Genomic DNA, 21,501 nt, shown 5'->3' with positions numbered 1-21,501 from the left:
TTTTTAGGGTAACGGTGAAAGCGTCAATTGATCGATCGTGCGGTTTGCATGCACGGTCCAGTCGGGTAACTGCAGTCCGAGCCCGGAAGACAACAGCGAAGTATCGAGCCGGGAATTTTTCGGGCGACGGGCAGGAACAGGATAGTCTTCGGTGGTGATTGCATTAATCCGCAGCGCGTCCAACTGCAGCGGGAGGCCGTTGGCCAGCGCGCGGTCGACGATGTGGCAGGCGAACCGATGCCAGTTGGCTTCGCCGTTGGCGGTCAGGTGATAAATGCCGCTGCCGAGGCGGCCGGATCGATAACCTGCGATTGCCAGGGCGGTTACGTCGGCAATCAACTCTGCCGATGTCGGTGCGCCGAATTGGTCCGCGACGATATTCAGGCTGTTTTTCTCTTTGGCCAGGCGCAGAATCGTTTTAATGAAATTGTTGCCGTGTGCGGAAAACACCCAGCTGGTGCGGAAAATCAGGGCGTTGCAGCGGCTTTGTTCGATCGCCTCTTCTCCTTTCCTTTTGGACAGGCCGTACACGCCGAGCGGGTGCGGGGCGTCGGTTTCAACGAAAGCGCCCGGTTTTTGTCCGTCGAACACGTAATCGGTCGAATAATGCACCAGCAAAACCTTTTGATCGAATGCATAGCCGGCCATCGCTTCCACTGCCTCCGCATTGACTCGGAAGGCCGTTGCCGAGTCGGTTTCGGCCTTGTCCACCGCCGTGTAAGCGGCTGCGTTCACGATCAGATCCGGTTTTACCGTCTGCAGTAAGCGGTCCAGTCCGGTAAGGTTTTGCAGGTCGGCGTCCTGCCGGTTGAGCGCGAACACTTCCCCCAGCGGCAGCAATGTCCGCTGAAGTTCGCGCCCGACCTGGCCATCTTTGCCGAATAAGAGAATTTTCATACCACGTAGTGTTTGTTGATCCAATCCCGATAGGCGCCGCTCGTCACATTGCGTACCCAGTCCGGATTATCCAGATACCATTGAACCGTTTTGCGGATGCCGGATTCAAACGTTTCGGCAGGCTTCCAGCCCAGCTCTCTTTCCAGCTTCGTCGCGTCGATCGCGTAGCGGCGATCGTGTCCCGGACGGTCTTTGACGAAAGTAATCTGCGTGCGGTACGAGAGGCCGTCAGACCGGGGCTGCAGTTCGTCGAGAATATCGCACAGCGTATGGACGACATCCAGATTCGCTTTCTCGTTCCAGCCGCCGACGTTATAAGTTTCTCCCGCTTTGCCGGCAGCCAGGACCCTTCGGATCGCGCTGCAATGGTCTTTGACATACAGCCAGTCCCGTATTTGCTGGCCGTCTCCGTAAATCGGCAGCGTCTTGCCGGCGAGCGCATGATGGATCACCAACGGAATCAATTTCTCGGGGAAATGGTAGGGACCGTAATTGTTGGAACAATTGGTCGTCAATACGGGCAGCCCGTATGTATGATGATAAGCGCGCACCAAGTGATCGCTGGCCGCCTTGCTGGCCGAATAAGGGCTGTTGGGTTCGTAACGGTTGGCTTCGCAAAAGGCCGGATCCTCTTTGCTCAGCGATCCGTACACCTCATCGGTGGAAACGTGCAGGAAACGAAAACCGGCCTTCATCTTTTCCGGTAGCGTGGTCCAGTAATTCCGTGCGGTTTCGAGAAGGTGGAAGGTTCCGACGACATTGGTCTGAATGAAATCTTCGGGGCCGTGAATCGATCGGTCGACATGGCTTTCCGCCGCAAAATTTACGATCGCCCGCGGCCGGTGTTCTGCCAGCAAAGCGTTGACCAGGTTCTTGTCGCCGATGTCTCCCCGGACGAAGCGGTGCCGATCGTTTTCTTCAAGGCTTTGGAGGTTTTCGATATTGCCGGCATAAGTCAGCTTGTCCAGGTTAATAAGGGATTCCTCATGATGTTTGAACCAGTCAAGCACGAAATTGGAACCGATAAAACCTGCTCCGCCTGTTACAAGAATACTCATTTTTCTCTTAGTCCTAAAAATGGGTTGCCATATCCCGTTAAATGAATCCTTTAGCAATTTATCGAATATTTGCAAAAAGATCGATGGCACTTGCCATAATCGTCGCAGTAGAAGATTGCAGGCATTATATGTCTTGCGTGGTCAGGCCGCTGGCGAGGTAATCTCGAAACTTCAGGTCTAACCAGCCCCCTTGTTAGTGAGGGCGTTTGTAGATGCCCGCTGCCAGAGCGGCTTTTTCTGTGCCCTTTCTTCAGCGATTAAAGTGTATATCCATGAACGGTACAATGTAACGGATTAAATAATGATACCTCGCGGATATACAATGGTTAGTTTTATTACCCATTCTCAAGCCCTCTTTCGTCTTCATATCCATCACCGAAGACTTCCAGAAAACCAGGCCTAAATGCCGACCGACCCCGAGGGATCTGAAAGACGCCGTTCAGTTGAGCGCGTTGGCGGTGCCGTACCTTGGCTAACAAACAGCAATTGGTCGGACAAGTCCGAGCTGTTTTTCAGGGTTTCGAGCAGTACAGTGTCATGACCGTAGATGTCGCGATAGAAAGCTACTTCACCGTTCTGCTCGACGAACGAGGTCGTGTAAAAGAATAGAATGGGGATCGATCTTTTCAGCATCACGCGCTGCATTTTTGGGGCCTGCATCGCGAGCTGAATATTTTCTTTGGTCCATTCGGGCTGGTTTCTGAGCGCGAATTCGGCGAGATCCTGCGGCCTTTCGATGCGCACGCAGCCATGGCTGAAATCGCGTGTCGATCGGTTGAACAGTGATTTCGACGGCGTATCATGCAGGTAGACGTCGTCCTTGTTGGGAAACATGAATTTGACTTTGCCGAGCGGATTTTTTTTGCCCGGGCGCTGACGGATCTTCAGGAGTCCCTGTTTGAGCATCAGCAGCGAATCGACGTTCAGCGGGACCGGTTTGGCCTGGTCGCTGAACGCGGTAACGATCTCCAGGTTTTCGGAATGAAGATAAGCCGGATTCGCGATCAGTTTGGGTATGATCTCGTTTTTGGTGATACTGTAAGGGACATTCCAGTAGGGCATGAAATCGATGAACTTCATTTCGGCCATCAGCACCGGGGTTTGGGTCTTCATCGCCTGGCCGACCACGACCCGCATGCTGAGAGGTGAAGGTTCGCTCTTGCTGATATCGTCATACACCCACATTTGAAACGCCGGAATGTTCACTAGAATATACGGGCCGGTGCCGATTTCGGGGAGCCAGCGCAGCCTTTCCAGTGCCAGTTCGATTTGGGTAACCCGTTCGGAGAGCGGCACGCTGAGTGCAGCGGCGGTACCCCTGCCGAGCACGCCGTCTGCGGTCAGCCCGTGGCGAGCCTGGAAGCGCTTGACCCCTTCGCTCAGTTCCTTGTCGTAAACCGGGTCGGTCGGCGTCTGGGTATTGTCCGCGCCGGCCTGAATTTCACCGGTTTGCACCAGGAAGCGCCGCAGTTCCTCCAACTGCGGATGCTTATCGCCGATATGCACGGAGCGGGCAACATCCAGTTTAAGCGGTACGACGCGGGCGGCCAATTCGCGGTAATGCGCCAATGCCGGTTTAAGTTTTCGGTATTGGTCCAGCTTCGGCTCGACCTCTGCGGGCAACGGCGTAATCCGGCTCCGGTCAAGGGCGGAGAGGATCAGCGCAGGTAAGTCGATGAGCTTTTTCTCGCGCAGTTTCAAGTTGAAGTTGATGTCTTGCGGGCTGACCCGCCCATAATGCAGATCGTGCAGATAGCGCAGCAGCGACAAGCTGACGGCGGTATCGAACATGGCCCGTTTTCGGACCGCGACCGGGGGAAGCTGGAGGGTCGCCGGCAGCATTTCCTTCAGCTTGCCGGCATCGTAATGTTGCGGATTCAGTCCTTCGCTGGCGGCATTCGATAACAGATCGAGCGTTTCCGTGATCAGCACTTCGGCATCGTTGCGGTTCAGCCAGACCGGTTCGTAATTCGCGGCTTTGTAAAGCGCCTGCATGTCCTCGGCGCGGCCGGCGAAACCGGTTTGGACCAGGTAAGGATGCTGTTTCGACTCGAGCAGCATAAAAATCTCTTTCCCGATGCCGGTCTGGGGAAGGGAGGCTTCTTGTGCGTGAAGCGGCGGCAACGGCCAGCCGAGAGAGAAACACAGCAGCAGGCGTGCGAGATAGTGGCGCTTGCTTGAGCTGCTTAGGGCTTTCGATATTGAAAGCGGACGGCTGGCAGAGGCAACTCGAATTAATCCCATCGGGTCGGTCATTTTTGTTACTATAAACGAATTCATCGATTTATCGCATTGGCAATTGTACAGGCCATGGCGGAGCTTTTTCAATGGGCTTGTCTCATACCAAATTTGCGTTTAACCCTTTTTTCATCAGTTACTTACCGTAATTGATCCGATCGTTCTTCCGCGCATTGCTTTCCTGCAAATTTCGGTGTATCCGGGCCATTATAATGGATGATCGGGTTTGTGTTCATTTCATTTTGCGGGCCGGCCCGGACTGTCGAGGCCGGGCCGGATAATCCGCTTCGACGGTCCTTGGCAAGGCGGCAGTCAACTTCCAACGCGTTTTTATCATGATATTTTGCAGCTACCGATATTTTTTTACCGAAAAAATGAAAATTCACGGGGTATTGATCATTTTTCTGCTTTTGAGCCTCGGATCCGGAGAGCTCCGGGCCGGTACGGCGCTGCCCGTCTCCAGTCCGAACGATTCGGCGGCCGAATTCGGCAAGAAAGATCTGCAGGCCAGGATTGATGCGCTGAACAAACGGCAGGGCGTCGATGCAGTCTTAAAAACCAAAGTGCTGGCGATTTACCAGGAGGCGGGAGACAATCTCGAAAATAAGGATAAATTTGCGGAGGGAGAGGCGAATTACCGCGGGGTGTTAAAAACCGCGCCGGTAGAGACCCGGAGACTGCAGAAAGACATCGAGGCGCTTCAGCAGAAAGCCGCCAAGTCAAAGAATGAGGAGTGGGACAGCATTCCGACCGAAGAGCTCGAGCAGCGGCTGATCATCGAAAAGAGCAAGATGGCCGGTCTGATCGAGCAGATCAAGAAGAAAGAAACGGAGTTCGTCGAGCAAAACAGCAGGCCGCAATTGATCCGCGAAGAGATCGTGGCGGCAAAACAGGCGATCGAAACCGATCAGGCGCATCTGACGGCGCCGACAGCCGGTCTGACGTCCGCGCTGGAAAGCGAGGCGAGACAGGCATTGCTGCGGACCGCCATCGCCCGCCGTAATGCCGAGCTGAAAATGCTCGAAGCCGAAGCGCTCAGCAATCCGGTGCGGGTGGATTTGCTGAAAATCGAACTGCAATGGCTTGAACTCAAACGGAACGAATTGGGGCCCGTTCTCGAAACCGTAGAAGGATTGCTGGCAGAGCGCCGGCAAAAGGAAGCGCAGGAAATCCAGAATGCGCTGAGCCAAGCCGAAAAAGAGCTCGCCGGCAAGCATCCCTTAATCCAACAGATTACGCGCGAAAACCTGCAATATACGCGCGACCTGCAGGACATCAACAGCAAGACCGAAAAATTCGCCGAGCAGAAAAACACCATCGATGCCGCGGCGGTCAATATCGGCAACGATTTCCAGTCTGCCGAAAAGAAAATCAGTCTCGCCGGGCTGAGTCCTGCGCTGGGAAGGATTTTGCGCGAGCAACGGCGTAATCTGGCTAATCAGGATCGTTACCTGTTGCTGACCGACAATCTGCAGGATGACACGGCAAAGGCCAGCCTCGAGCAATTCAAGGTCGATGACCAGTTGCGGCGCCTCGTGAATCTGGATGTCGAGCTCAGGGAGTTGATGGGCGCCCAGGTCGATCCGTCGCTGCCGGTCGATCAGCGCATGAGGGTCCAGGCAGAGCTGCGGGTGCTGCTGAACAGCAAGAAAGATCTGTTGAACCGACTGTCTGTGGCTTATGCCGCCTATTTGCGCACATTGGGAGACTTCGATTTCGCACGCCAGCAGCTGGAGTCGCAAATCGATAAATTCGCCAGCTTTCTCGATCAGCGTTTGCTCTGGGTGCCCAGCTCCGAGCCGGTCAATCTGGTTTTTTTCGCGGGCCTTTATGAATCGGCGCAATGGCTGCTGGCGCCTTCGCACTGGCTAGGGGTGGTCAAAGACCTGTGGCGCTCGGCGCTGAACCGTCCTTTCCTGGCCTTGCTGGCGGTGCTGGTTTTAAGTGTTTTGCCGTTAGGCAGAATCTGGGCGAAGCCGCGGTTGTCTTCACTCCTGGAAAAGGCGGAAAAGATCTATGCCGACAGTTTCAGCAACGGTCTGCAGGCTCTGGTCTATACCCTGCTGATGGTTATGCCGGCGCCTGCCTTGATCTATTTGACCGGCTGGTTTCTGGAGAACGCCTGGCAGGCGGCCGATTTCAGCCGGGCGGTAGGGGTCGGGCTTAAGACATCCGCGGTGCCGCTCTGCCTGATGCAGTTCTTTTATCGATTGTTTTGCGCCGACGGCGTGGCGGTCAAACATTTTCAATGGCAAAAAGCCAATGCCCAGCTGATGCGCAGACATCTAGGCTGGGTGCGCTATGTGGTCGTGCCCGGCGTTTTTACGGTCTACTGCGCCAGCGCATCGAAAAGCTCGATCTATGGCGATAGTCTGGGACGCCTGGCGCTGATTGCCGTAATGATTGTGATGGCGGTATTTTTCGGCCGGATTCTGAAATTCGACAAGGGACTCTTGAGCAGTCATATGCTGACTTATCCCGAGGGTTGGGTGGCGCGTTTGCGTTATATTTGGTACCCGGCGGCCTGTTTCTTGCCGTTGATCGTGGTCGGCTTTGCGGTGGCAGGTTACTATCTGAGCGCAGTCGAACTGCAACAAAAACTGGTCGTGACGCTGAGGTTCGCGTTCGGCTTGATCGTGATTCACGAACTCGTGATGCGCTGGCTGACGCTGGCGAACCGCCAGCTGGCGATCAGGAATGCACGGCAAAAACGCAAGGCGGCGATGCAGAACGAAAAAGCGGCGGCCGCACCTGCGGGGGGCGAGGATCCGATGCTGCCGATCGACGAACAGTTGATCGACATTCCGAAGATCAATGCGCAGACGATTAAACTGATGCACGTATCGATTGCCTTTGCCGTACTGGCCGGCGCCGGCATCATCTGGCGGGACATTTTGCCGGCATTCTCGTTTCTGGAACGGGTCGCCTTGTGGCAGCATCTGGACAAAATGGATGGGCAGGAGGTTTATCTGCCGATTACGCTGGCCAATCTGCTGTTGGCCGGTTTGTACGTGTTCGTCACCGGGGTGGCGGTCAGAAACTTTTCCGGGGTGATGGAACTGCTGATCTTCAGGCGGTGGTCGGTCGAGGCCGGGGTGCGTTACGCGATCAATCAGCTCGCCGGTTACGGATTGATTGCGGCCGGCTTTATTGCCGTCGCCAACGAACTGGGAGGCAGTTGGTCGCAGGTACAATGGCTGGTCGCGGCGCTCGGCGTCGGTCTGGGATTCGGTTTGCAGGAAATTTTCGCCAATCTGGTGTCAGGCATTATTTTGCTGTTCGAGCGGCCGGTCAGGGTCGGGGATACGGTCACGATCGGGGATGTGACCGGCAAGGTCGCCCGTATCCAGATGCGTGCGACCACCCTGATCGACTGGGATCAAAAAGAGCTGATCGTGCCGAACAAGACTTTCATCACCAGTCAGCTGATCAACTGGTCGCTGACCGATGCGACGACCCGGGTCGTGATTCCGGTCGGGATTGCGTACGGGTCGAATGTCGAAGAGGCACATCAGTTGATGATCGATACGGTCAAATCGACGCCGCTGGTGCTGGCCGACCCGGAGCCGGGCGTGCTGTTCGTCGGCTTCGGCGAGAATTCGCTCAATTTCTCGATACGGATTTTCGTCAGCGAACTGTCGCATCGCCTGCAGGCGACCCACAATATCCACCTGCGGCTCGAAAAGGCTTTTCGCGAACATCACATCAATGTTCCGTTTCCGCAGCGGGAAGTGCATATTCGCTCGGTCGGCGCGGGCTGCGGCGTGCCGATGCAGGAAAAGCCGGCTTGAAGCCGGCTCGCAAAACGAGAAATTCGCAGCCGTTACCTATTGCAGCCGTTACCTATTATTGTTCGGACAGTCCCCGGTATTGGCTGCGGAAATACAACAGGGGCTCGCCGCCGCGGCAGACCGTGTTCTCGACTTCTCCGATGATGATCCAGTGCGTGCCCGCGTGCACTTTTTCGACGACCCGGCAATCGAGTGACGCGATACTGTCGTTCAGCAGCGGCACGCCTTGAATCCCCGTGGTCCAGCCTGCTTGTTCGAAGCGTTCCTGCTGGCTCAGGCCGCCGGCAAAGTGATTCGAAACGTCCTGCTGCCGGCTGCTCAGTACATTCACCGAAAAACGCTCGCTTTCCTTGATGCCTTCGCCCGTATCGGCGGATTCGTTGATGCAAACCAGAACCTGCGGCGGAGTCATCGAGACGCTTGCAAAAGCGGTTACCGTCATTCCCTGATTCCCGAGCTTTGCCGAGTGGGTGGCGACCACGGCAACGCCGCTTGCCCATTGTTGTAATGCTTTTTTGAATTCGTCGCCGGTGACAGCCATCAAGTTCTCCAGAGTGATTTGAAAAGCGCTGCATCTTCCTGCCGATGAAGAAACAACGTCGAAAATAGCCCCATATGTTACAACACCGTGGCAGGCTTGTTAAATCCGCGCAGGGGACGAAAAAATACGGGCAGAAATTGCGGTTTTTACCGCAATCGTATTGTTTTGAATTGGCCGGCCTTTAAGAATCAATGTCTTAACGGGTTGGCGCGAAATAATCCAGTAAATCAAGGATTTCTGTGGTATTTGCCAGGTTGAGAAAAGTGCGGTTTTGTGATGTAATGGGGTGATTTTTTACCATAGTGTCTCCGGATGTTTGATTGCGGTCGGAATAAGGGGGACAGTTTCGCGGCTACTTGCTTGGAGAGTAGGTTTCAACTATGCAATTTACAATAAAGAAAGGTTTGGATCTGCCGATTACCGGCGGCCCCAAACAGGTAATTGAGAAGGGCAACGAAGTCAAAACCGTCGCCGTTCTGGGAGCGGACTATGTCGGCATGAAGCCGACCATGCTGGTCAGCGAAGGGGACTCCGTCAAGCTGGGCCAGATCATCTTTGCCGACAAAAAAAATCCCGGTGTCAACTTTACCGCGCCGGGCGCCGGCACGATCAAGGCGATCAACCGCGGCGCGAAGCGCGCGCTGCAGTCGGTCGTGATCGAACTGGCCGGTGACGAGCAGGTTACGTTCGCGCAATATCCGGAAGCCGATCTGGGCAGCCTGACCGAAGCGCAGGTCAAAGAGAATCTGTTGCAGTCAGGTTTGTGGACCGCGCTGCGTACCCGTCCGTACGGCAAGATTCCGGCCGTCGACACGAAGCCGCGTTCGATCTTCGTGACTGCGATCGACACCAGTCCGCTGGCGGCTGATCCGGTTGTGATCATCAAGGATCGCAGTGCCGATTTCGTGAACGGGCTGGCTGTCATTTCCAAGTTGACCGAAGGCAAGGTCTATGTTTGCAAAAAAAATGGCGCCGATGTTGCGGTCGGCAATACGCCTTCCGTCCAGGTCGCCGAATTTTCCGGTCCGCATCCGGCAGGGCTTCCGAGTACACACATCCATTTCATCGACCCGGTCAATGCCGAAAAATTTGTCTGGCATCTGGATTACCAGGCCGTGATCGCGATCGGCGCGCTGTTTACGACCGGTAAACTGAATGTCGAGAAAGTCGTTTCATTGGCCGGTCCTACGGTCAAGAATCCTCGCCTGATCCGGACCCGCGTCGGTGCGAATACCGACGATCTGGTCAAGGGCGAACTCGAAGACATCGAAAATCGCGTAATTTCCGGTTCCGTGCTGTATGGCCATCAGGCTTCCGATTGGGCGGCCTACATCGGTTGCTACAGCAATCAGATTTCCGCGCTGCAGGAAGGCCGTGCCCGCGAACTGTTCGGCTGGATCGTACCCGGCAAGGACAAATACTCGGCACTGGACGTCTACATCAACAGCCGTCAAGACAGAAAATCAGGCCGCCTGTTCCCGTTCACGACCACTAAGAACGGCAGTAATCGGGCGATCGTGCCGGTCGGCATTTACGAAACCGTGATGCCGTTGGATATTCTGCCGACGCCGCTGGTCAAGTCGCTGATCGTCGGCGACACCGATAATGCACAGTTGCTCGGCTGCCTGGAACTCGATGAGGAAGATATGGCGCTGCTCACGTTTGTCGATCCCGGCAAACACGACTTCGGCCCCGTGCTCAGAGCGAATTTAACTAAAATTGAGAAGGAAGGATAATGTCGGCTAGAGAGTTTTTAGATAAGTTAGAGCCACATTTTACAAAAGGCGGCAAGTTTGAAAAGTATTACGGCCTCTACGAGATGGTCGATACTTTTGTTTACACGCCGCCGACGGTAACGCGCGGCACGACCCACGTTCGCGACGGCAACGACTTGAAGCGTACGATGACCTTCGTCGTCATCGCCACCGCTTTCTGTATCCTGATGGCCTTGTACAACACCGGCTATCAGGCCAATTTGGCGATCAATGCCTTGGGGCGGGAAGGCACTGACGGTTGGCGCGGCGTGATCATGTCGGTGTTCGGCTACAACACGATGAACCCGCTGTCGAATCTGCTGCACGGTGCCCTGTACTTCTTTCCGATCTATATCGTGACCCTCGCGGTCGGCGGGGTCTGGGAAGTCTTGTTCGCGACCGTGCGCGGCCATGAAGTCAACGAAGGCTTCCTGGTTTCCTCGATGCTCTATGCCTTGATTTTACCGCCCGACATGCCGCTCTGGCAGGTCGCGCTGGGCATCTCGTTCGGTATCGTGATCGGCAAGGAAGTATTCGGCGGCACCGGCAAAAACTTCCTCAACCCGGCATTGACCGGCCGTGCCTTCCTGTACTTTGCGTATCCGGCTTCGATCTCCGGCGACTCGGTTTGGGTTGCGGTCGACGGCTATACCGCGGCGACACCTTTGGGCTTGGCCGCGAACGGCGGGATGGATGCAGTGCATGCGGCAGGCTATACCTGGATGCAATCGTTCTTCGGCTTCGAGCCGGGCTGCCTTGGCGAGACCTCGACCCTCGCAATTTTGATCGGTGCGGCTTTCCTGTTGTGGACCCGCGTTGCCTCCTACCGGATCATGGCCGGCGTCTTCCTGGGCATGCTAGCGACTTCATTGTTGTTCAATGTGATCGGCAGCGATACCAATCCGATGTTCGCCTTCCCTTGGTACTGGCATTTGACCGCCGGCGGCTTCGCCTTCGGAATGGTTTATATGGCAACCGATCCGGTTTCTGCGGCGATGACCGATGCCGGACGCTGGATTTTCGGCTTCCTGGTCGGCGCGATGACCGTATTGATACGCGTAGTCAATCCGGCCTTCCCGGAAGGCATTATGCTGGCGATTCTGTTCTCAAACATGTTTGCGCCGACGATCGACTATTTCGTAATTCAGGCCAATATCAGAAGAAGGATCAAACGCCATGCCTAACCAACAAAAGCAATGCAAACATCTGGAAAAGGTTTGCAACAAGCTGAATGAATACGAGTCATATCGTAAGTTTTTAATTTATAAAGATAAAGTTCTGGCGATGGGTAATGATAGTCTGGAAAAGACTATCGCGATCGCCTTGTCGTTGTGCTTTATCTGCGCAATCCTGGTGTCGTTCTCGGCGGTTGCGTTGAAGCCGCTCCAGATCTACAACAAGGATCTGGATATGAAGAAAAACATTCTTGACGTCGCCGGCTTGCTCGAAGAGGGCATGGATATCGACAAGGCATTCGCAGACAAGATCGAAGCGAAAGTGGTCGATCTGGAAACCGGCGATTATGTCGAAAACATCGATGCGAATGCTTACGATCAACGTAAGGCTGCGAAAGATCCGGCGCAAAGTGTCGCGATTCCGAAAGAAAAAGATATTGCGCACATTCGCGTTAAGGCGAAACTGGCGAAAGTCTTTTTGGTCAAGGAAGGCGGCTCGCTGAAATCGATCATCCTGCCGGTCAGTGGTTATGGTTTGTGGTCGACCTTGTACGGCTTCCTGTCGCTGGATCCTGACGGTCAAACGGTGCAAAGCATCAACTTCTATGATCAGGCCGAAACGCCGGGCCTGGGCGGCGAAGTAGTGAACCCGAACTGGCGCGCACTGTGGAAAGGCAAAAAAGTCTATGCAGTGACCGATCAGCCGTCCCTGGAAAAAGGCCTGATTCCGGAAGCCGATGTCGGCGAGCCGGCGCTGAGCCTGATCAAAGGCACTGTCGACACGAGCAAGCCGGGTTCCGAATACCAGGTTGACGGCCTGGCCGGTGCAACCCTGACCAGTACCGGTGTGAGCAATCTGATCAGATACTGGATGAGCCAAGAAGGCTTTGCGAAGTACCTGAGCAAAGTAAGAGTGAATCAAGGGGCAAAATCATGAGTGCAGTATTAGATAAAGTCGGACTCGATTCCGAAACTCAAAAAGTGGTGACCACGCCGCTGGTCGAAAATAACCCGATCACTTTACAGGTTCTGGGGATTTGTTCGGCGTTGGCGGTCACATCCAAAATGTCGACTTCGCTGATCATGGCGCTGGCGCTGACGTTGGTGACCGCGTTTTCGAGCGCGGCGATCAGCGCGATACGCAACCATATTCCGGGCAGCATCCGGATTATCGTACAGATGACGATTATTGCGTCGCTGGTTATCGTAGTCGATCAGATTCTGAAAGCTTTTGCGTTTGACGTCAGCAAACAGTTGTCGGTATTCGTCGGCTTGATCATCACGAACTGTATCGTGATGGGCCGCGCCGAAGGTTATGCGATGAAGAATCCGCCGCTTGAAAGCTTCTGGGACGGTATCGGCAACGGCATGGGCTACAGCCTGATCCTGGTAACCGTTGCGTTTTTCCGAGAAATTCTGGGTGCCGGCAAGCTGCTCGGCTTTGAGGTTCTCAAATTGACCAAAGACGGCGGCTGGTACGATCCGAATGGCCTCATGCTGCTGCCGCCCAGCGCGTTCTTCATTATCGGCCTGATCATTTGGGGCGTGCGTCAATGGAAGCCGAACCAGCGCGAAACGGTTGATTACAAAATCATGTCAATAGCTCACGGTGAAGGAGGGCACCACTAATGGAAGCGTATATCAGTTTATTCATCAAATCGGTTTTCATTGAAAACCTGGCGCTTTCCTTCTTTTTGGGCATGTGTACCTTCATTGCGGTTTCGAAAAAAATATCGACCGCGATGGGCCTCGGCATTGCGGTGATGATCGTACAGGCGATTACCGTGCCGGCCAATAACCTCGTTTACCATGCGGTATTGAAGGAAAACGCGCTGGCCGCAATCGGCATACAGGGCGTCGATCTGAGCTTTCTGGCGCTCTTGAGCTGTATCGGGATGATTGCGGCATTGGTGCAGATTCTCGAGATGATTCTGGATAAGTTTTTCCCCGCCCTCTATCATGCACTGGGCGTGTTCCTGCCGCTGATCACAGTAAACTGCGCGATTTTGGGCGGCAGTCTGTTCATGATCGAGCGCGACTACAACTTCGGCGAAAGCGTGACCTACGGTGTCGGCAGCGGCCTGGGCTGGGCGCTGGCGATTACGGTCATGGCCGGCGTACGGGAAAAACTCAAATACAGTGATATTCCCGCCGGTCTGCAAGGCCTGGGCATCACTTTCATTACTGCGGGTCTGATGTCTCTGGGCTTCATGGCTTTCTCCGGAATCCAACTGTAAGGGTAATCGAATGCTGGATATTTTATTAGGGATCATCATCTTTACGGCGCTGGTGATCGCGCTCGTATTCGTGATTATCGGCGCGAAAAAGAAGCTCGTGGCCGAAGGTGATGTTGAGATCCTGATCAATGACGAAAAGAAGATTCATGTGCCGGCCGGCTCCAAATTGCTGACCGCGCTGGCCGATAATGGTTTGTTCGTGTCCTCGGCCTGCGGCGGCGGCGGTACCTGCGGCCAGTGCAAGGTGATAGTCAAATCCGGCGGCGGCGAAATCCTGCCGACCGAATTGACCCATATCACCAAGCGCGAAGCGGCTTGCGGCGAACGTTTGTCCTGCCAGGTCAGCGTCAAGCACGACATGGACATCGAAGTCGAAGACTCGGTTTTCGGCGTGAAGAAGTGGGAGTGCACGGTCAAGTCGAACCACAACGTGGCGACCTTCATCAAGGAGCTGGTGCTCGAGCTGCCGCCCGGGGAAGCGATCAACTATCGCGCCGGCGGGTACATTCAGATCGAATGCCCGCCGCATGTAATCAACTACAAGGACTACGACATCGAAGAACGTTTCCACGAAGATTGGGACAAATACAATCTGTGGCGCTACGTTTCCGACGTGAAAGAGCCGGTATTGCGCGCCTACTCGATGGCGAGCTATCCGGAAGAAAAGGAAATCATGCTGAACGTGCGGATCGCGACCCCGCCGCCGAGAGCGGACGAAAGCGTACCGCCGGGCAAGATGTCTTCCTATATCTTCAGCCTGAAACCGGGCGACAAATGTATCGTTTCGGGCCCATACGGCGAATTCTTCGCGAAGGATACAGACGCCGAGATGGTGTTCGTCGGCGGCGGTGCGGGTATGGCGCCGATGCGTTCGCACATTTTCGATCAGTTGCGCCGACTGAAATCGAAGCGCAAGATGACTTTTTGGTACGGTGCGCGCAGTAAACGCGAAATGTTTTATGTCGAAGATTTCGATATGCTGGCGAAGGAAAATTCGAACTTCACCTGGAACGTCGCGTTGTCCGATCCGTTGCCGGAAGACAACTGGACCGGCTATACCGGCTTCATTCATAACGTGCTGTATGAAAACTATCTGAAAAATCATCCGGCACCGGAAGACTGCGAATTTTACATGTGCGGTCCTCCGATGATGAACGCAGCGGTGATCAAGATGTTGCTCGATATCGGTGTTGAGCCGGAAAACATCATGCTCGACGACTTCGGCGGCTAAAGATCTGACCGCACCTGCAAAGCCGGCTTTGCAGGTGCGGGTTTTACTGCTTTTGCCTTTTCCGCAAAAACAGCCGGCAGAGAGATTGATATACGTCAACCGCGCGTTCTTCTCATCTTTATCGGAGTTGTTTGACGTCATGTTCGTGACTGATCGGGTCCACTCTTCAGATGAATCCTGCCGCAGGATAAGAAATCGCTTGGTCTTTCTGCTCCTGATGGCGCTTCTGATGCACGCCGGTACCGCATTCGGCATTTCCACGATGCGCTGCGGCAACAATCTGATCGAGCTTTGGGACGATAAATACACAGTCCTGGAAATCTGCGGCGAGCCGGAATACATCTCCTACCGGACCAAGATTGTCGGCAATATCCTGCACCATCCCCGCCGTACTCTCGATATTCAACAGTTCGAAGAGATCCAGGTCGAAGAATGGGTCTATAATTTCGGGAGAAACCGGATCAAACAATTACTCCGTTTCGAGAATGGGATACTGGTAGAAATATCGGATCTGCACCGGGGGAGATAAAAAATGAAAGGGGGAGTTGTTCGAGCTTTCGGCTGCTTTCGAAAATTTCCGTCGAGAATAAACTTTTGGGTTTGTTACCTGTCCTTTGATTGACCGATTCATTTTGATGGCGGCAAACCCCGGTAAAGGGTATTATTGGTCCAATGCAATCTTGAAGATTGTCCGTTCCTGAAAACGGGATTTTTTGCTTTCTAGAGATTTATTATGACTTATTTTTTAGTGACATTTGCGATCATGCTCGCAGTCATCGTTTTAATGGCGATCGGCGTGATGTTCGGACGGCGGGCGATTAAAGGTTCGTGCGGCGGATTGAATTCCGGCTCATGCGTCTGTGTTGAAAAATGCGATAAAAGAAAAAAACTCGAGGCCGAACAGGCATCGCTGCAGCAGCCTTAATTCTTATTTATACAAAGCGTCGGTATTGGTCTCGATTCGGTAACTGCTTTAATTGATAACAATTTAATGCGTTAAGGAGTTTGTTATGCTGAATAAAATATCAACAGCAGACTATATGACCAAACACTTAGTCACATTGACGCAGGATCACAGTGTCATTGATGCGATAAAGATCATGCTCGACCATAAGATCACTTGTGCGCCCGTTCTCGATGGTAAGGGCCATCTGTTAGGCATGTTTTCCGAAATGGACGGCATGAAAGCGTTTCTGGATGCGGTCTATAATCAGGGTATGAGTGGTAAAGTCGGAGATTATATGACCCGCAACCCGATTACCGTGAATGCCAATGCCGGCATCGTCGATCTGGCCGAGAAATTCATGAAGTTGCCGGTCAGAAGTTTTCCCGTGTACGAAGACGGCGAACTGGTGGGAATCATCAGCAGAACTGATTTATTCAAAGCGCTGGCCGCGACCCAATAATCCGATCGTAGGTTGTGACGGATCACTCGCTTTATTGGCACGACTATGAAACGTTCGGTACGGATGCGCGCCGGGATCGCCCCGTCCAATTCGCGGGCGTCCGTACCGATCTGCAATTCAATCCGATCGGCGAGCCGCTGGTCGTTTATCTGAAGCCGGCAGATGACTGTCTGCCACACCCCGATGCCTGCCTGATTACCGGCATCACCCCTCAATTGGCCGAACAAAAAGGCGTCTCTGAAGCCGAATTCATTCGTCTGATCCATCAGGAAGTCTCGACGCCGAACACCTGCGCCTTAGGCTACAACACGCTGCGCTTCGATGACGAGGTTACGCGCAATTGCCTTTACCGCAATTTTTACGATCCCTATGCGCGCGAGTGGCAGTACGGAAACAGCCGCTGGGATCTGATCGACGTGGTTAGGGCGGCGCGTGCGTTGCGCCCGGACGGGCTCGCATGGCCGTTCAGTGACGACGGCACGCCGACGTTGCGCCTCGACCGCCTGACAGTGGCCAACGGGCTTGTTCATGAAGCTGCGCACGACGCCTTGTCCGACGTTAAGGCGACGATTGCGCTCGCGCAGCTGCTCAGCCGGGCGCAGCCGAAACTGTATCAGTTCCTGTTTCGGCATCGGGTCAAAGCCGAAGCGCTGAAACTGCTGCAAATCGGCAGCTTTGAGCCGGTCGTCCATGTTTCGGGGAAATATTCGTCATCTCGCCATTGTCTGGCGGTCGTACTGCCGGTTGCCTGGCATCCGGTCAACGGCAATGGCGTGATCGTTTACGACGTATCGATCGATCCCGGCCCGATGCTCGAATTGTCCGCCGCGGAAATCCGCCGGCGCATTTTTACCGCGGCGGAAGACTTACCCGAAGGGGAGAAAAGAATTCCGCTCAAGACCGTTCATTTGAACAAATGTCCGGTGCTGGCGCCGGTGTCGGTAATCCGGGGGCAGGACGCCGAGCGCCTGGCGATCGATCTGGCCGTGTGCGGAGCGCATATCGCCAAAATCAAAGCCGCGGCGGGGCTGGCGGAAAAAATCGTACAGGTGTTCGATGCGGAAAACGATTTCGAGACCGAGAACGATCCCGATCTGGCGATATACCAGGGCGGTTTTTTTACGGATGAAGACAAGCGCAAAATGGCCAAGCTTCGTTCGATGTCGCCCGCACAACTCGCCGAGACGACATTGACGTTTGCCGACAGGCGCCTCTCCGAAATGCTGTTCCGTTACCGCGCAAGGAATTATCCGGATTCGCTGAACGCCGAAGAAGCGGAGCGCTGGCAGCAATTCTGCGCCGACCGGTTGAGCGGCCGCACACCGGGTGCAGGGATCACGTTCGACCGGTATTTTGCCCGCCTCGAAGCGCTGAGAAATGACGCGTCGGCCGATCAATCGATCGTCGCCGCGCTCGAATCCTATGGGCTTCAAAAAATGCGACGTTTAGGCATCGAGCGCAGCCAAGCCGGTCTGCCGGCCGCTTTGCCGGTTTAGCGGTTTCCGCCGGGTTGCCGAAGGATTTACAGCGTGCTTTTCAATTCCTATGCGTTTATTTTCGGGTTCCTTCCGATCACGTTGATTTTATTTTTCCTGATCGGAAAACGTAGCCAATTTTTGGCCGCCGCTTGGCTGACGCTCGCTTCGCTGGCGTTTTACGGCTGGTGGAATCCGAATTACCTTTTGCTGTTGCTGCTTTCGATCGGCTTCAACTTCCAGATCGGCAAACAGATCGCCCTGATGAAACTCCGTTCTTCCGGATGGGCCAAGGCGGTCTTCATCCTCGGCGTTGCGGTCAACCTCGGCTTGCTCGGCTACTATAAATATCTGGGGTTTCTGATCGGCAATCTAAATCATTTCGTCGAGCGGCCGTTGCCGGTTCCCGAGATCGTGCTGCCGCTCGGCATCTCGTTCTTCACGTTCACCCAATTGGCTTTTCTCGCCGACGCTTACCAAGGGCATGCGAAAGAATTCCGCCCCGTGCATTACGTCTTGTTCGTGACTTATTTCCCGCATTTGATCGCCGGGCCGGTGCTGCACCACAAAGAGATGATGTCGCAATTCGCCAAGCCTGCCATTTACCGGATCAATTGGGAAAATCTGGCGGCCGGTTTGTCGGTTTTTTTCATCGGCCTGTTCAAGAAACTGCTGCTTGCGGACGAGATGGCGCAGTATGCCCGGCCCGCGTTCGATGCGGCGGCCAAAGGAGAGGTATTGGGAATGCTCGATGCCTGGGGCGGGGCTCTGGCGTACAGTTTCCAGCTTTATTTCGATTTTTCCGCCTATTCGGACATGGCGGTCGGCATCTCGCTCCTGTTCGGGATCAAGCTGCCGCTGAATTTCGATTCGCCGTACAAGGCCGCCAGCATCATCGATTTCTGGCGGCGTTGGCATATGACCCTGTCGCGCTTCCTGCGCGATTATCTTTACATTCCGCTGGGCGGCAACCGGCACGGGCCGTTCCGGCGGTATCTGAACCTGCTGGTTACGATGGTGCTCGGCGGCGCCTGGCATGGGGCGAACTGGACCTACATTCTGTGGGGCGGCCTGCACGGCCTGTACCTGGTCGTCAACCACCAGTGGCAGGGCAGCGTTTTGCGCCGGTGGGTGACGGCTTGCGTGCCCGAGCCGGTGTACCACAAAATCGCACTGCTGACGACTTTTCTCGCCGTCGTAGTGGCGTGGGTGTTTTTCCGCGCCGAGAACGTCGACGCGGCGAGGCTCCTGCTGGAAGGCATGGCCGGACAGCACGGCGTCGCATTGCCTTTGAAATGGCGGCAGGGGCTGGGAGATGCGGCCGAAACCCTGGCTCGGCACGGCATCGAGTTCCGTAACACCGACACCTTCAACGCCGCCAAGGCGCCGCTCCGGATTCTGATTTGCCTGGGCATCGTCTGGTTTCTTCCGAATACCCAGCAAGTCATGGCGCGCTATCGTCCTGCGCTGGGCATGGACATGGACGTTCGCGGCGAAGCCCCGCAGGTGTGGTGGCAATGGCGGCCCAGCGGCGTATGGCTGGGCTTCGCCGTGACCGCCGCGGCGCTCGGCATCCTGTCGCTGAACGAGATCAGCGAGTTCATCTATTTCCAATTCTGACATGCAGCCGAAACATTTCGCCCTGTCGCTGCTGATCGGCATCGGCCTGATTCTCGCCGTAGTGGCAGCACTCAACCGGGTGGTGGATCCTTTCTGGTATTACCGCGATTTCGAGATCGACGGCTTGAACAAGGTCAAAACCAAAATGCGGCGTTTCGAGCGCCACGTGAAGCCGATGATCGTTGCGCGGGAACAACCGGAAGCATTGATTTTCGGCAGTTCGTTTGCGGAAATCGGCTTCGATCCGACCCATGCCGGATTTACCGGCAGCGGCAAATTGGCCGGCTACAATTTCGGGATTGCCGGCGCGGATTGGGGGCGAGTACTTTGTTATTTCGATTATGCGGCCGCTACGACCGGGATGAAGCGAGCCTTCATAGGAATCACGCCGGGCGCCATGCCGCGCGTCGACTGTAAGGGCCGGTTGCCCGAAATCGACGGGTTTTCGGAAAGCAAATTGCTGTTGTCCCTGAAGGCGGTCTCCGCCTCGATCGGTACGATCAGGGAGCAGCGCAAGAACAGCCCGAGCCATACCCGCGAAGGCATGTATTATTACATCCGCGGCTTGCCGGGCGTAGAAGGCCAATTCCGTCAGTTTTTCGGCGAGCGGCTGAAAAAACAGCATTGCGACCTGATCCCCTTGCACCAGTCCGCGTTCGCGCCGCTCGTGCTGGACGCGGCCTTGCCCGGCGCCGATTCAGGGCTCGATCTGGAAGGCTTGCGGCATATCGTTCGCCTTGCAAAACGGAAAGGCATCGAACTGACCTTGTTCGCCTATCCAAAGCATGTGCTTTGGCTGGAGCTCGACGCGGTGTGCGGCGCCTACAAAGCTTATTGGTCGGGGCTCGCTGCGGTCGCCGCGCTTCTCGAAGAGGAAGGCGGCCATGCGGCGCTGTGGGAGTTTACCCGCTACAACGGCATTACCGGCGAGCCAATCACTCAAAACAGCGCCGTTTATTGGCAGGATCCCGAACATTTCAATTACGAATTCGGCAATCGGATTTTCGATGCAATCTATAAACAGCGGGATGGGGATCACCTTGGCAGCCGGATCACCTCCGGGAATATTTCCCAGGTTTACCAAAATTATCTTGAAAACAGAATTTCTTACCTCGGCTCCCATCCGGAGATTCTGACCGCGCTGCGGAAGCAGTTGCTGTTGCCGGGGCGCGATTGACGGCGGTTTAAAAAAAGCAGGAGCCTGGATTCCTCCATGCAGGCTCGTAGATCGCCGGATGCGCTTCGCTTATCCGGCCTACGAAATATCTTAATTTGACGGCACGGCCCGGAGGGAGAGGGGGGCTTATTCAGAGTTTCCTTAACCGGAAAATAGGTTGGCGAGGGAAGGTCCGGCGGATTGGCCATTGCTGCGATTTTTTCGCTTCAAGAGCCTCGGCCGTTATTTCGCTCCCAGATGACCGGCAATCTTCAGGGTGAAAACAGCTTCCGGCCCCCGGGGTACTGACGACGCTGACGTCTCCCGAGAGCAAATCAACCGCAATTTTTCGCGTCAGATACAATCCCAAGCCGGTGCCCGAGGTTCTTAAGCGCAAAAAAAAGTCCAGGCGCTCGAAAGGAATGAAAAGCCTCTGCATCTGCTCCGTTTCGATGCCGATGCCGGTGTCCCTGACATCGGTCAATACCTTGCCGTCGGCCGGGCGCACGGAAATCGCGACACTGCCTTGTTCTGTGTATTTGATCGCATTGAGCGGTGTGCGCAGTTCATGCGACATGGTGGGATGAACATCGATTTGGTGCGGTCGGCTGACACGGCGGCTTCCTTGGCCTGAAGCAGTTGCCTTCCTATTTCCTTTTGCTGGGACATATCGGTAATGAGATTGGCGATATATTGTGGGCTGCCGCGCTCGTCGCATACCGCAAAAAAGTTGTCGAGCGTCGGGATGCGTTTTCCGTGACTCTTGCCCAATTCGAGTTCGCCGATCCCTTGGCGGGCGTCGAGCAGTTTCGGCAGGACTTCCGAACTGAGCCTGCGTGCGACCTTTTCGGTGTAATAATCAGTCAATACTTTGGAGAGATCGTAGAACGACATGCATCGGCGCGGTACCTATCTGTCGCTG

General features: G+C 55.0%; 20 protein-coding genes. 13 read left to right on the top strand and 7 right to left on the bottom strand.

Annotated elements, in window-relative coordinates; translation table 11 throughout:
* Window positions 1-3: 3 nt before the first annotated feature.
* From rfbD to JJL52_RS16815, 4 genes are all read right to left on the bottom strand, one after another.
* Complete coding sequence (rfbD, locus tag JJL52_RS16830) at window positions 4-897, bottom strand: dTDP-4-dehydrorhamnose reductase (RefSeq protein ID WP_202053654.1); 894 nt, start codon at window positions 895-897, stop codon at window positions 4-6.
* The gene (gene rfbB, locus JJL52_RS16825) at window positions 894-1,955 is read right to left on the bottom strand and encodes a dTDP-glucose 4,6-dehydratase (RefSeq protein ID WP_202053653.1); all 1,062 of its coding nucleotides are present in this window, start codon (window positions 1,953-1,955) and stop codon (window positions 894-896) included. The genes rfbD and rfbB overlap by 4 nt, the downstream gene beginning before the upstream one ends.
* Window positions 1,956-2,354: 399 nt before the next feature.
* Complete coding sequence (locus tag JJL52_RS16820; protein ID WP_202053652.1) at window positions 2,355-4,199, bottom strand: L,D-transpeptidase family protein; 1,845 nt, start codon at window positions 4,197-4,199, stop codon at window positions 2,355-2,357.
* Window positions 4,200-4,333: 134 nt separating this feature from the next.
* Window positions 4,334-4,579 carry a hypothetical protein gene (locus tag JJL52_RS16815; protein ID WP_202053651.1) on the bottom strand — a complete coding sequence of 82 codons (246 nt, stop codon included), beginning with the start codon at window positions 4,577-4,579 and terminating at the stop codon, window positions 4,334-4,336.
* Between JJL52_RS16815 and JJL52_RS16810 the strand changes: the two genes are divergently transcribed.
* Window positions 4,568-7,984 carry a mechanosensitive ion channel domain-containing protein gene (locus JJL52_RS16810; protein WP_202053650.1) on the top strand — a complete coding sequence of 1,139 codons (3,417 nt, stop codon included), beginning with the start codon at window positions 4,568-4,570 and terminating at the stop codon, window positions 7,982-7,984. The two genes, JJL52_RS16815 and JJL52_RS16810, sit on opposite strands and share 12 nt — an antisense overlap.
* A gap of 55 nt (window positions 7,985-8,039) precedes the next feature.
* On the opposite strand, the gene JJL52_RS16805 is transcribed toward JJL52_RS16810, so the two are convergent.
* On the bottom strand, window positions 8,040-8,525 hold the full coding sequence (locus JJL52_RS16805; RefSeq protein WP_202053649.1) for a flavin reductase family protein: 486 nt from the start codon (window positions 8,523-8,525) through the stop codon (window positions 8,040-8,042).
* A 380-nt stretch (window positions 8,526-8,905) separates the two neighbouring features.
* Here JJL52_RS16805 and JJL52_RS16800 point away from each other — a divergent pair, with 380 nt between their 5' ends.
* The 12 genes from JJL52_RS16800 (at window position 8,906) to JJL52_RS16745 (ending at window position 20,600) form a co-directional block, all read left to right on the top strand.
* Window positions 8,906-10,261, top strand: a complete 1,356-nt coding sequence (locus JJL52_RS16800) for a Na(+)-translocating NADH-quinone reductase subunit A (RefSeq protein WP_202053648.1) — start codon at window positions 8,906-8,908, stop codon at window positions 10,259-10,261.
* On the top strand, window positions 10,261-11,463 hold the full coding sequence (locus tag JJL52_RS16795; RefSeq protein ID WP_202053647.1) for an NADH:ubiquinone reductase (Na(+)-transporting) subunit B: 1,203 nt from the start codon (window positions 10,261-10,263) through the stop codon (window positions 11,461-11,463). Before JJL52_RS16800 ends, JJL52_RS16795 begins: the two co-directional genes overlap by 1 nt.
* Window positions 11,456-12,391, top strand: a complete 936-nt coding sequence (locus JJL52_RS16790; protein WP_202053646.1) for a Na(+)-translocating NADH-quinone reductase subunit C — start codon at window positions 11,456-11,458, stop codon at window positions 12,389-12,391. The genes JJL52_RS16795 and JJL52_RS16790 overlap by 8 nt, the downstream gene beginning before the upstream one ends.
* Entirely contained in the window at window positions 12,388-13,083 is a 696-nt protein-coding gene (locus JJL52_RS16785; protein ID WP_202053645.1) for an NADH:ubiquinone reductase (Na(+)-transporting) subunit D, read from the top strand. The genes JJL52_RS16790 and JJL52_RS16785 overlap by 4 nt, the downstream gene beginning before the upstream one ends.
* The gene (gene nqrE, locus JJL52_RS16780; protein WP_202053644.1) at window positions 13,083-13,691 is read left to right on the top strand and encodes an NADH:ubiquinone reductase (Na(+)-transporting) subunit E; all 609 of its coding nucleotides are present in this window, start codon (window positions 13,083-13,085) and stop codon (window positions 13,689-13,691) included. Before JJL52_RS16785 ends, nqrE begins: the two co-directional genes overlap by 1 nt.
* Window positions 13,692-13,701: 10 nt before the next feature.
* Window positions 13,702-14,922, top strand: a complete 1,221-nt coding sequence (gene nqrF, locus JJL52_RS16775) for an NADH:ubiquinone reductase (Na(+)-transporting) subunit F (RefSeq protein WP_202053643.1) — start codon at window positions 13,702-13,704, stop codon at window positions 14,920-14,922.
* A 199-nt stretch (window positions 14,923-15,121) separates the two neighbouring features.
* Window positions 15,122-15,451 carry a DUF2845 domain-containing protein gene (locus JJL52_RS16770; RefSeq protein WP_236994322.1) on the top strand — a complete coding sequence of 110 codons (330 nt, stop codon included), beginning with the start codon at window positions 15,122-15,124 and terminating at the stop codon, window positions 15,449-15,451.
* Between the two features lie 204 nt (window positions 15,452-15,655).
* Window positions 15,656-15,847, top strand: coding sequence for a (Na+)-NQR maturation NqrM (nqrM, locus tag JJL52_RS16765; protein WP_005373512.1), 192 nt, complete (start codon window positions 15,656-15,658; stop codon window positions 15,845-15,847).
* A gap of 85 nt (window positions 15,848-15,932) precedes the next feature.
* Window positions 15,933-16,328 (top strand): CBS domain-containing protein, encoded by a 396-nt coding sequence (locus tag JJL52_RS16760; protein ID WP_202053642.1) that lies wholly within the window; start codon window positions 15,933-15,935, stop codon window positions 16,326-16,328.
* Between the two features lie 14 nt (window positions 16,329-16,342).
* Window positions 16,343-17,824, top strand: a complete 1,482-nt coding sequence (gene sbcB, locus JJL52_RS16755; RefSeq protein ID WP_202053641.1) for an exodeoxyribonuclease I — start codon at window positions 16,343-16,345, stop codon at window positions 17,822-17,824.
* A 33-nt stretch (window positions 17,825-17,857) separates the two neighbouring features.
* Window positions 17,858-19,423: an MBOAT family O-acyltransferase gene (locus JJL52_RS16750; RefSeq protein ID WP_202053640.1), complete on the top strand. Its 1,566-nt coding sequence runs from the start codon at window positions 17,858-17,860 to the stop codon at window positions 19,421-19,423.
* Between the two features lies 1 nt (window position 19,424).
* The gene (locus JJL52_RS16745) at window positions 19,425-20,600 is read left to right on the top strand and encodes a 50S ribosomal protein L24 (protein WP_202053639.1); all 1,176 of its coding nucleotides are present in this window, start codon (window positions 19,425-19,427) and stop codon (window positions 20,598-20,600) included.
* 130 nt (window positions 20,601-20,730) lie between these two features.
* On the opposite strand, the gene JJL52_RS16740 is transcribed toward JJL52_RS16745, so the two are convergent.
* Together JJL52_RS16740 and JJL52_RS16735 are read right to left on the bottom strand one after the other, a co-directional pair.
* Window positions 20,731-21,156, bottom strand: coding sequence for an ATP-binding protein (locus JJL52_RS16740; protein WP_202053638.1), 426 nt, complete (start codon window positions 21,154-21,156; stop codon window positions 20,731-20,733).
* Window positions 21,060-21,473: a hypothetical protein gene (locus tag JJL52_RS16735; RefSeq protein ID WP_202053637.1), complete on the bottom strand. Its 414-nt coding sequence runs from the start codon at window positions 21,471-21,473 to the stop codon at window positions 21,060-21,062. Before JJL52_RS16735 ends, JJL52_RS16740 begins: the two co-directional genes overlap by 97 nt.
* Window positions 21,474-21,501: the final 28 nt, after the last annotated feature.

This window comes from Candidatus Methylomicrobium oryzae, assembly GCF_016745425.1.
Lineage (GTDB): Bacteria > Pseudomonadota > Gammaproteobacteria > Methylococcales > Methylomonadaceae > Methylomicrobium > Methylomicrobium oryzae.
The sequence above is the reverse complement of the archived record's forward strand: the minus strand, read 5'-3'. Positions and strand labels throughout refer to the sequence as shown.

Bases quoted from the DNA above. Each gene is read 5' to 3' on its own strand.
- rfbD (WP_202053654.1), bottom strand. From the start codon at position 897: ATGAAAATTCTCTTATTCGGCAAAGATGGCCAGGTCGGGCGCGAACTT.
- rfbB (WP_202053653.1), bottom strand. From the start codon at position 1,955: ATGAGTATTCTTGTAACAGGCGGAGCAGGTTTTATCGGTTCCAATTTC.
- JJL52_RS16820 (WP_202053652.1), bottom strand. From the start codon at position 4,199: ATGGGATTAATTCGAGTTGCCTCTGCCAGCCGTCCGCTTTCAATATCG.
- JJL52_RS16810 (WP_202053650.1), top strand. From the start codon at position 4,568: ATGAAAATTCACGGGGTATTGATCATTTTTCTGCTTTTGAGCCTCGGA.
- JJL52_RS16805 (WP_202053649.1), bottom strand. From the start codon at position 8,525: ATGGCTGTCACCGGCGACGAATTCAAAAAAGCATTACAACAATGGGCA.
- JJL52_RS16800 (WP_202053648.1), top strand. From the start codon at position 8,906: ATGCAATTTACAATAAAGAAAGGTTTGGATCTGCCGATTACCGGCGGC.
- JJL52_RS16795 (WP_202053647.1), top strand. From the start codon at position 10,261: ATGTCGGCTAGAGAGTTTTTAGATAAGTTAGAGCCACATTTTACAAAA.
- JJL52_RS16790 (WP_202053646.1), top strand. From the start codon at position 11,456: ATGCCTAACCAACAAAAGCAATGCAAACATCTGGAAAAGGTTTGCAAC.
- JJL52_RS16785 (WP_202053645.1), top strand. From the start codon at position 12,388: ATGAGTGCAGTATTAGATAAAGTCGGACTCGATTCCGAAACTCAAAAA.
- nqrE (WP_202053644.1), top strand. From the start codon at position 13,083: ATGGAAGCGTATATCAGTTTATTCATCAAATCGGTTTTCATTGAAAAC.
- nqrF (WP_202053643.1), top strand. From the start codon at position 13,702: ATGCTGGATATTTTATTAGGGATCATCATCTTTACGGCGCTGGTGATC.
- nqrM (WP_005373512.1), top strand. From the start codon at position 15,656: ATGACTTATTTTTTAGTGACATTTGCGATCATGCTCGCAGTCATCGTT.
- JJL52_RS16760 (WP_202053642.1), top strand. From the start codon at position 15,933: ATGCTGAATAAAATATCAACAGCAGACTATATGACCAAACACTTAGTC.
- JJL52_RS16745 (WP_202053639.1), top strand. From the start codon at position 19,425: ATGCAGCCGAAACATTTCGCCCTGTCGCTGCTGATCGGCATCGGCCTG.
- JJL52_RS16740 (WP_202053638.1), bottom strand. From the start codon at position 21,156: ATGTCGCATGAACTGCGCACACCGCTCAATGCGATCAAATACACAGAA.
- JJL52_RS16735 (WP_202053637.1), bottom strand. From the start codon at position 21,473: ATGTCGTTCTACGATCTCTCCAAAGTATTGACTGATTATTACACCGAA.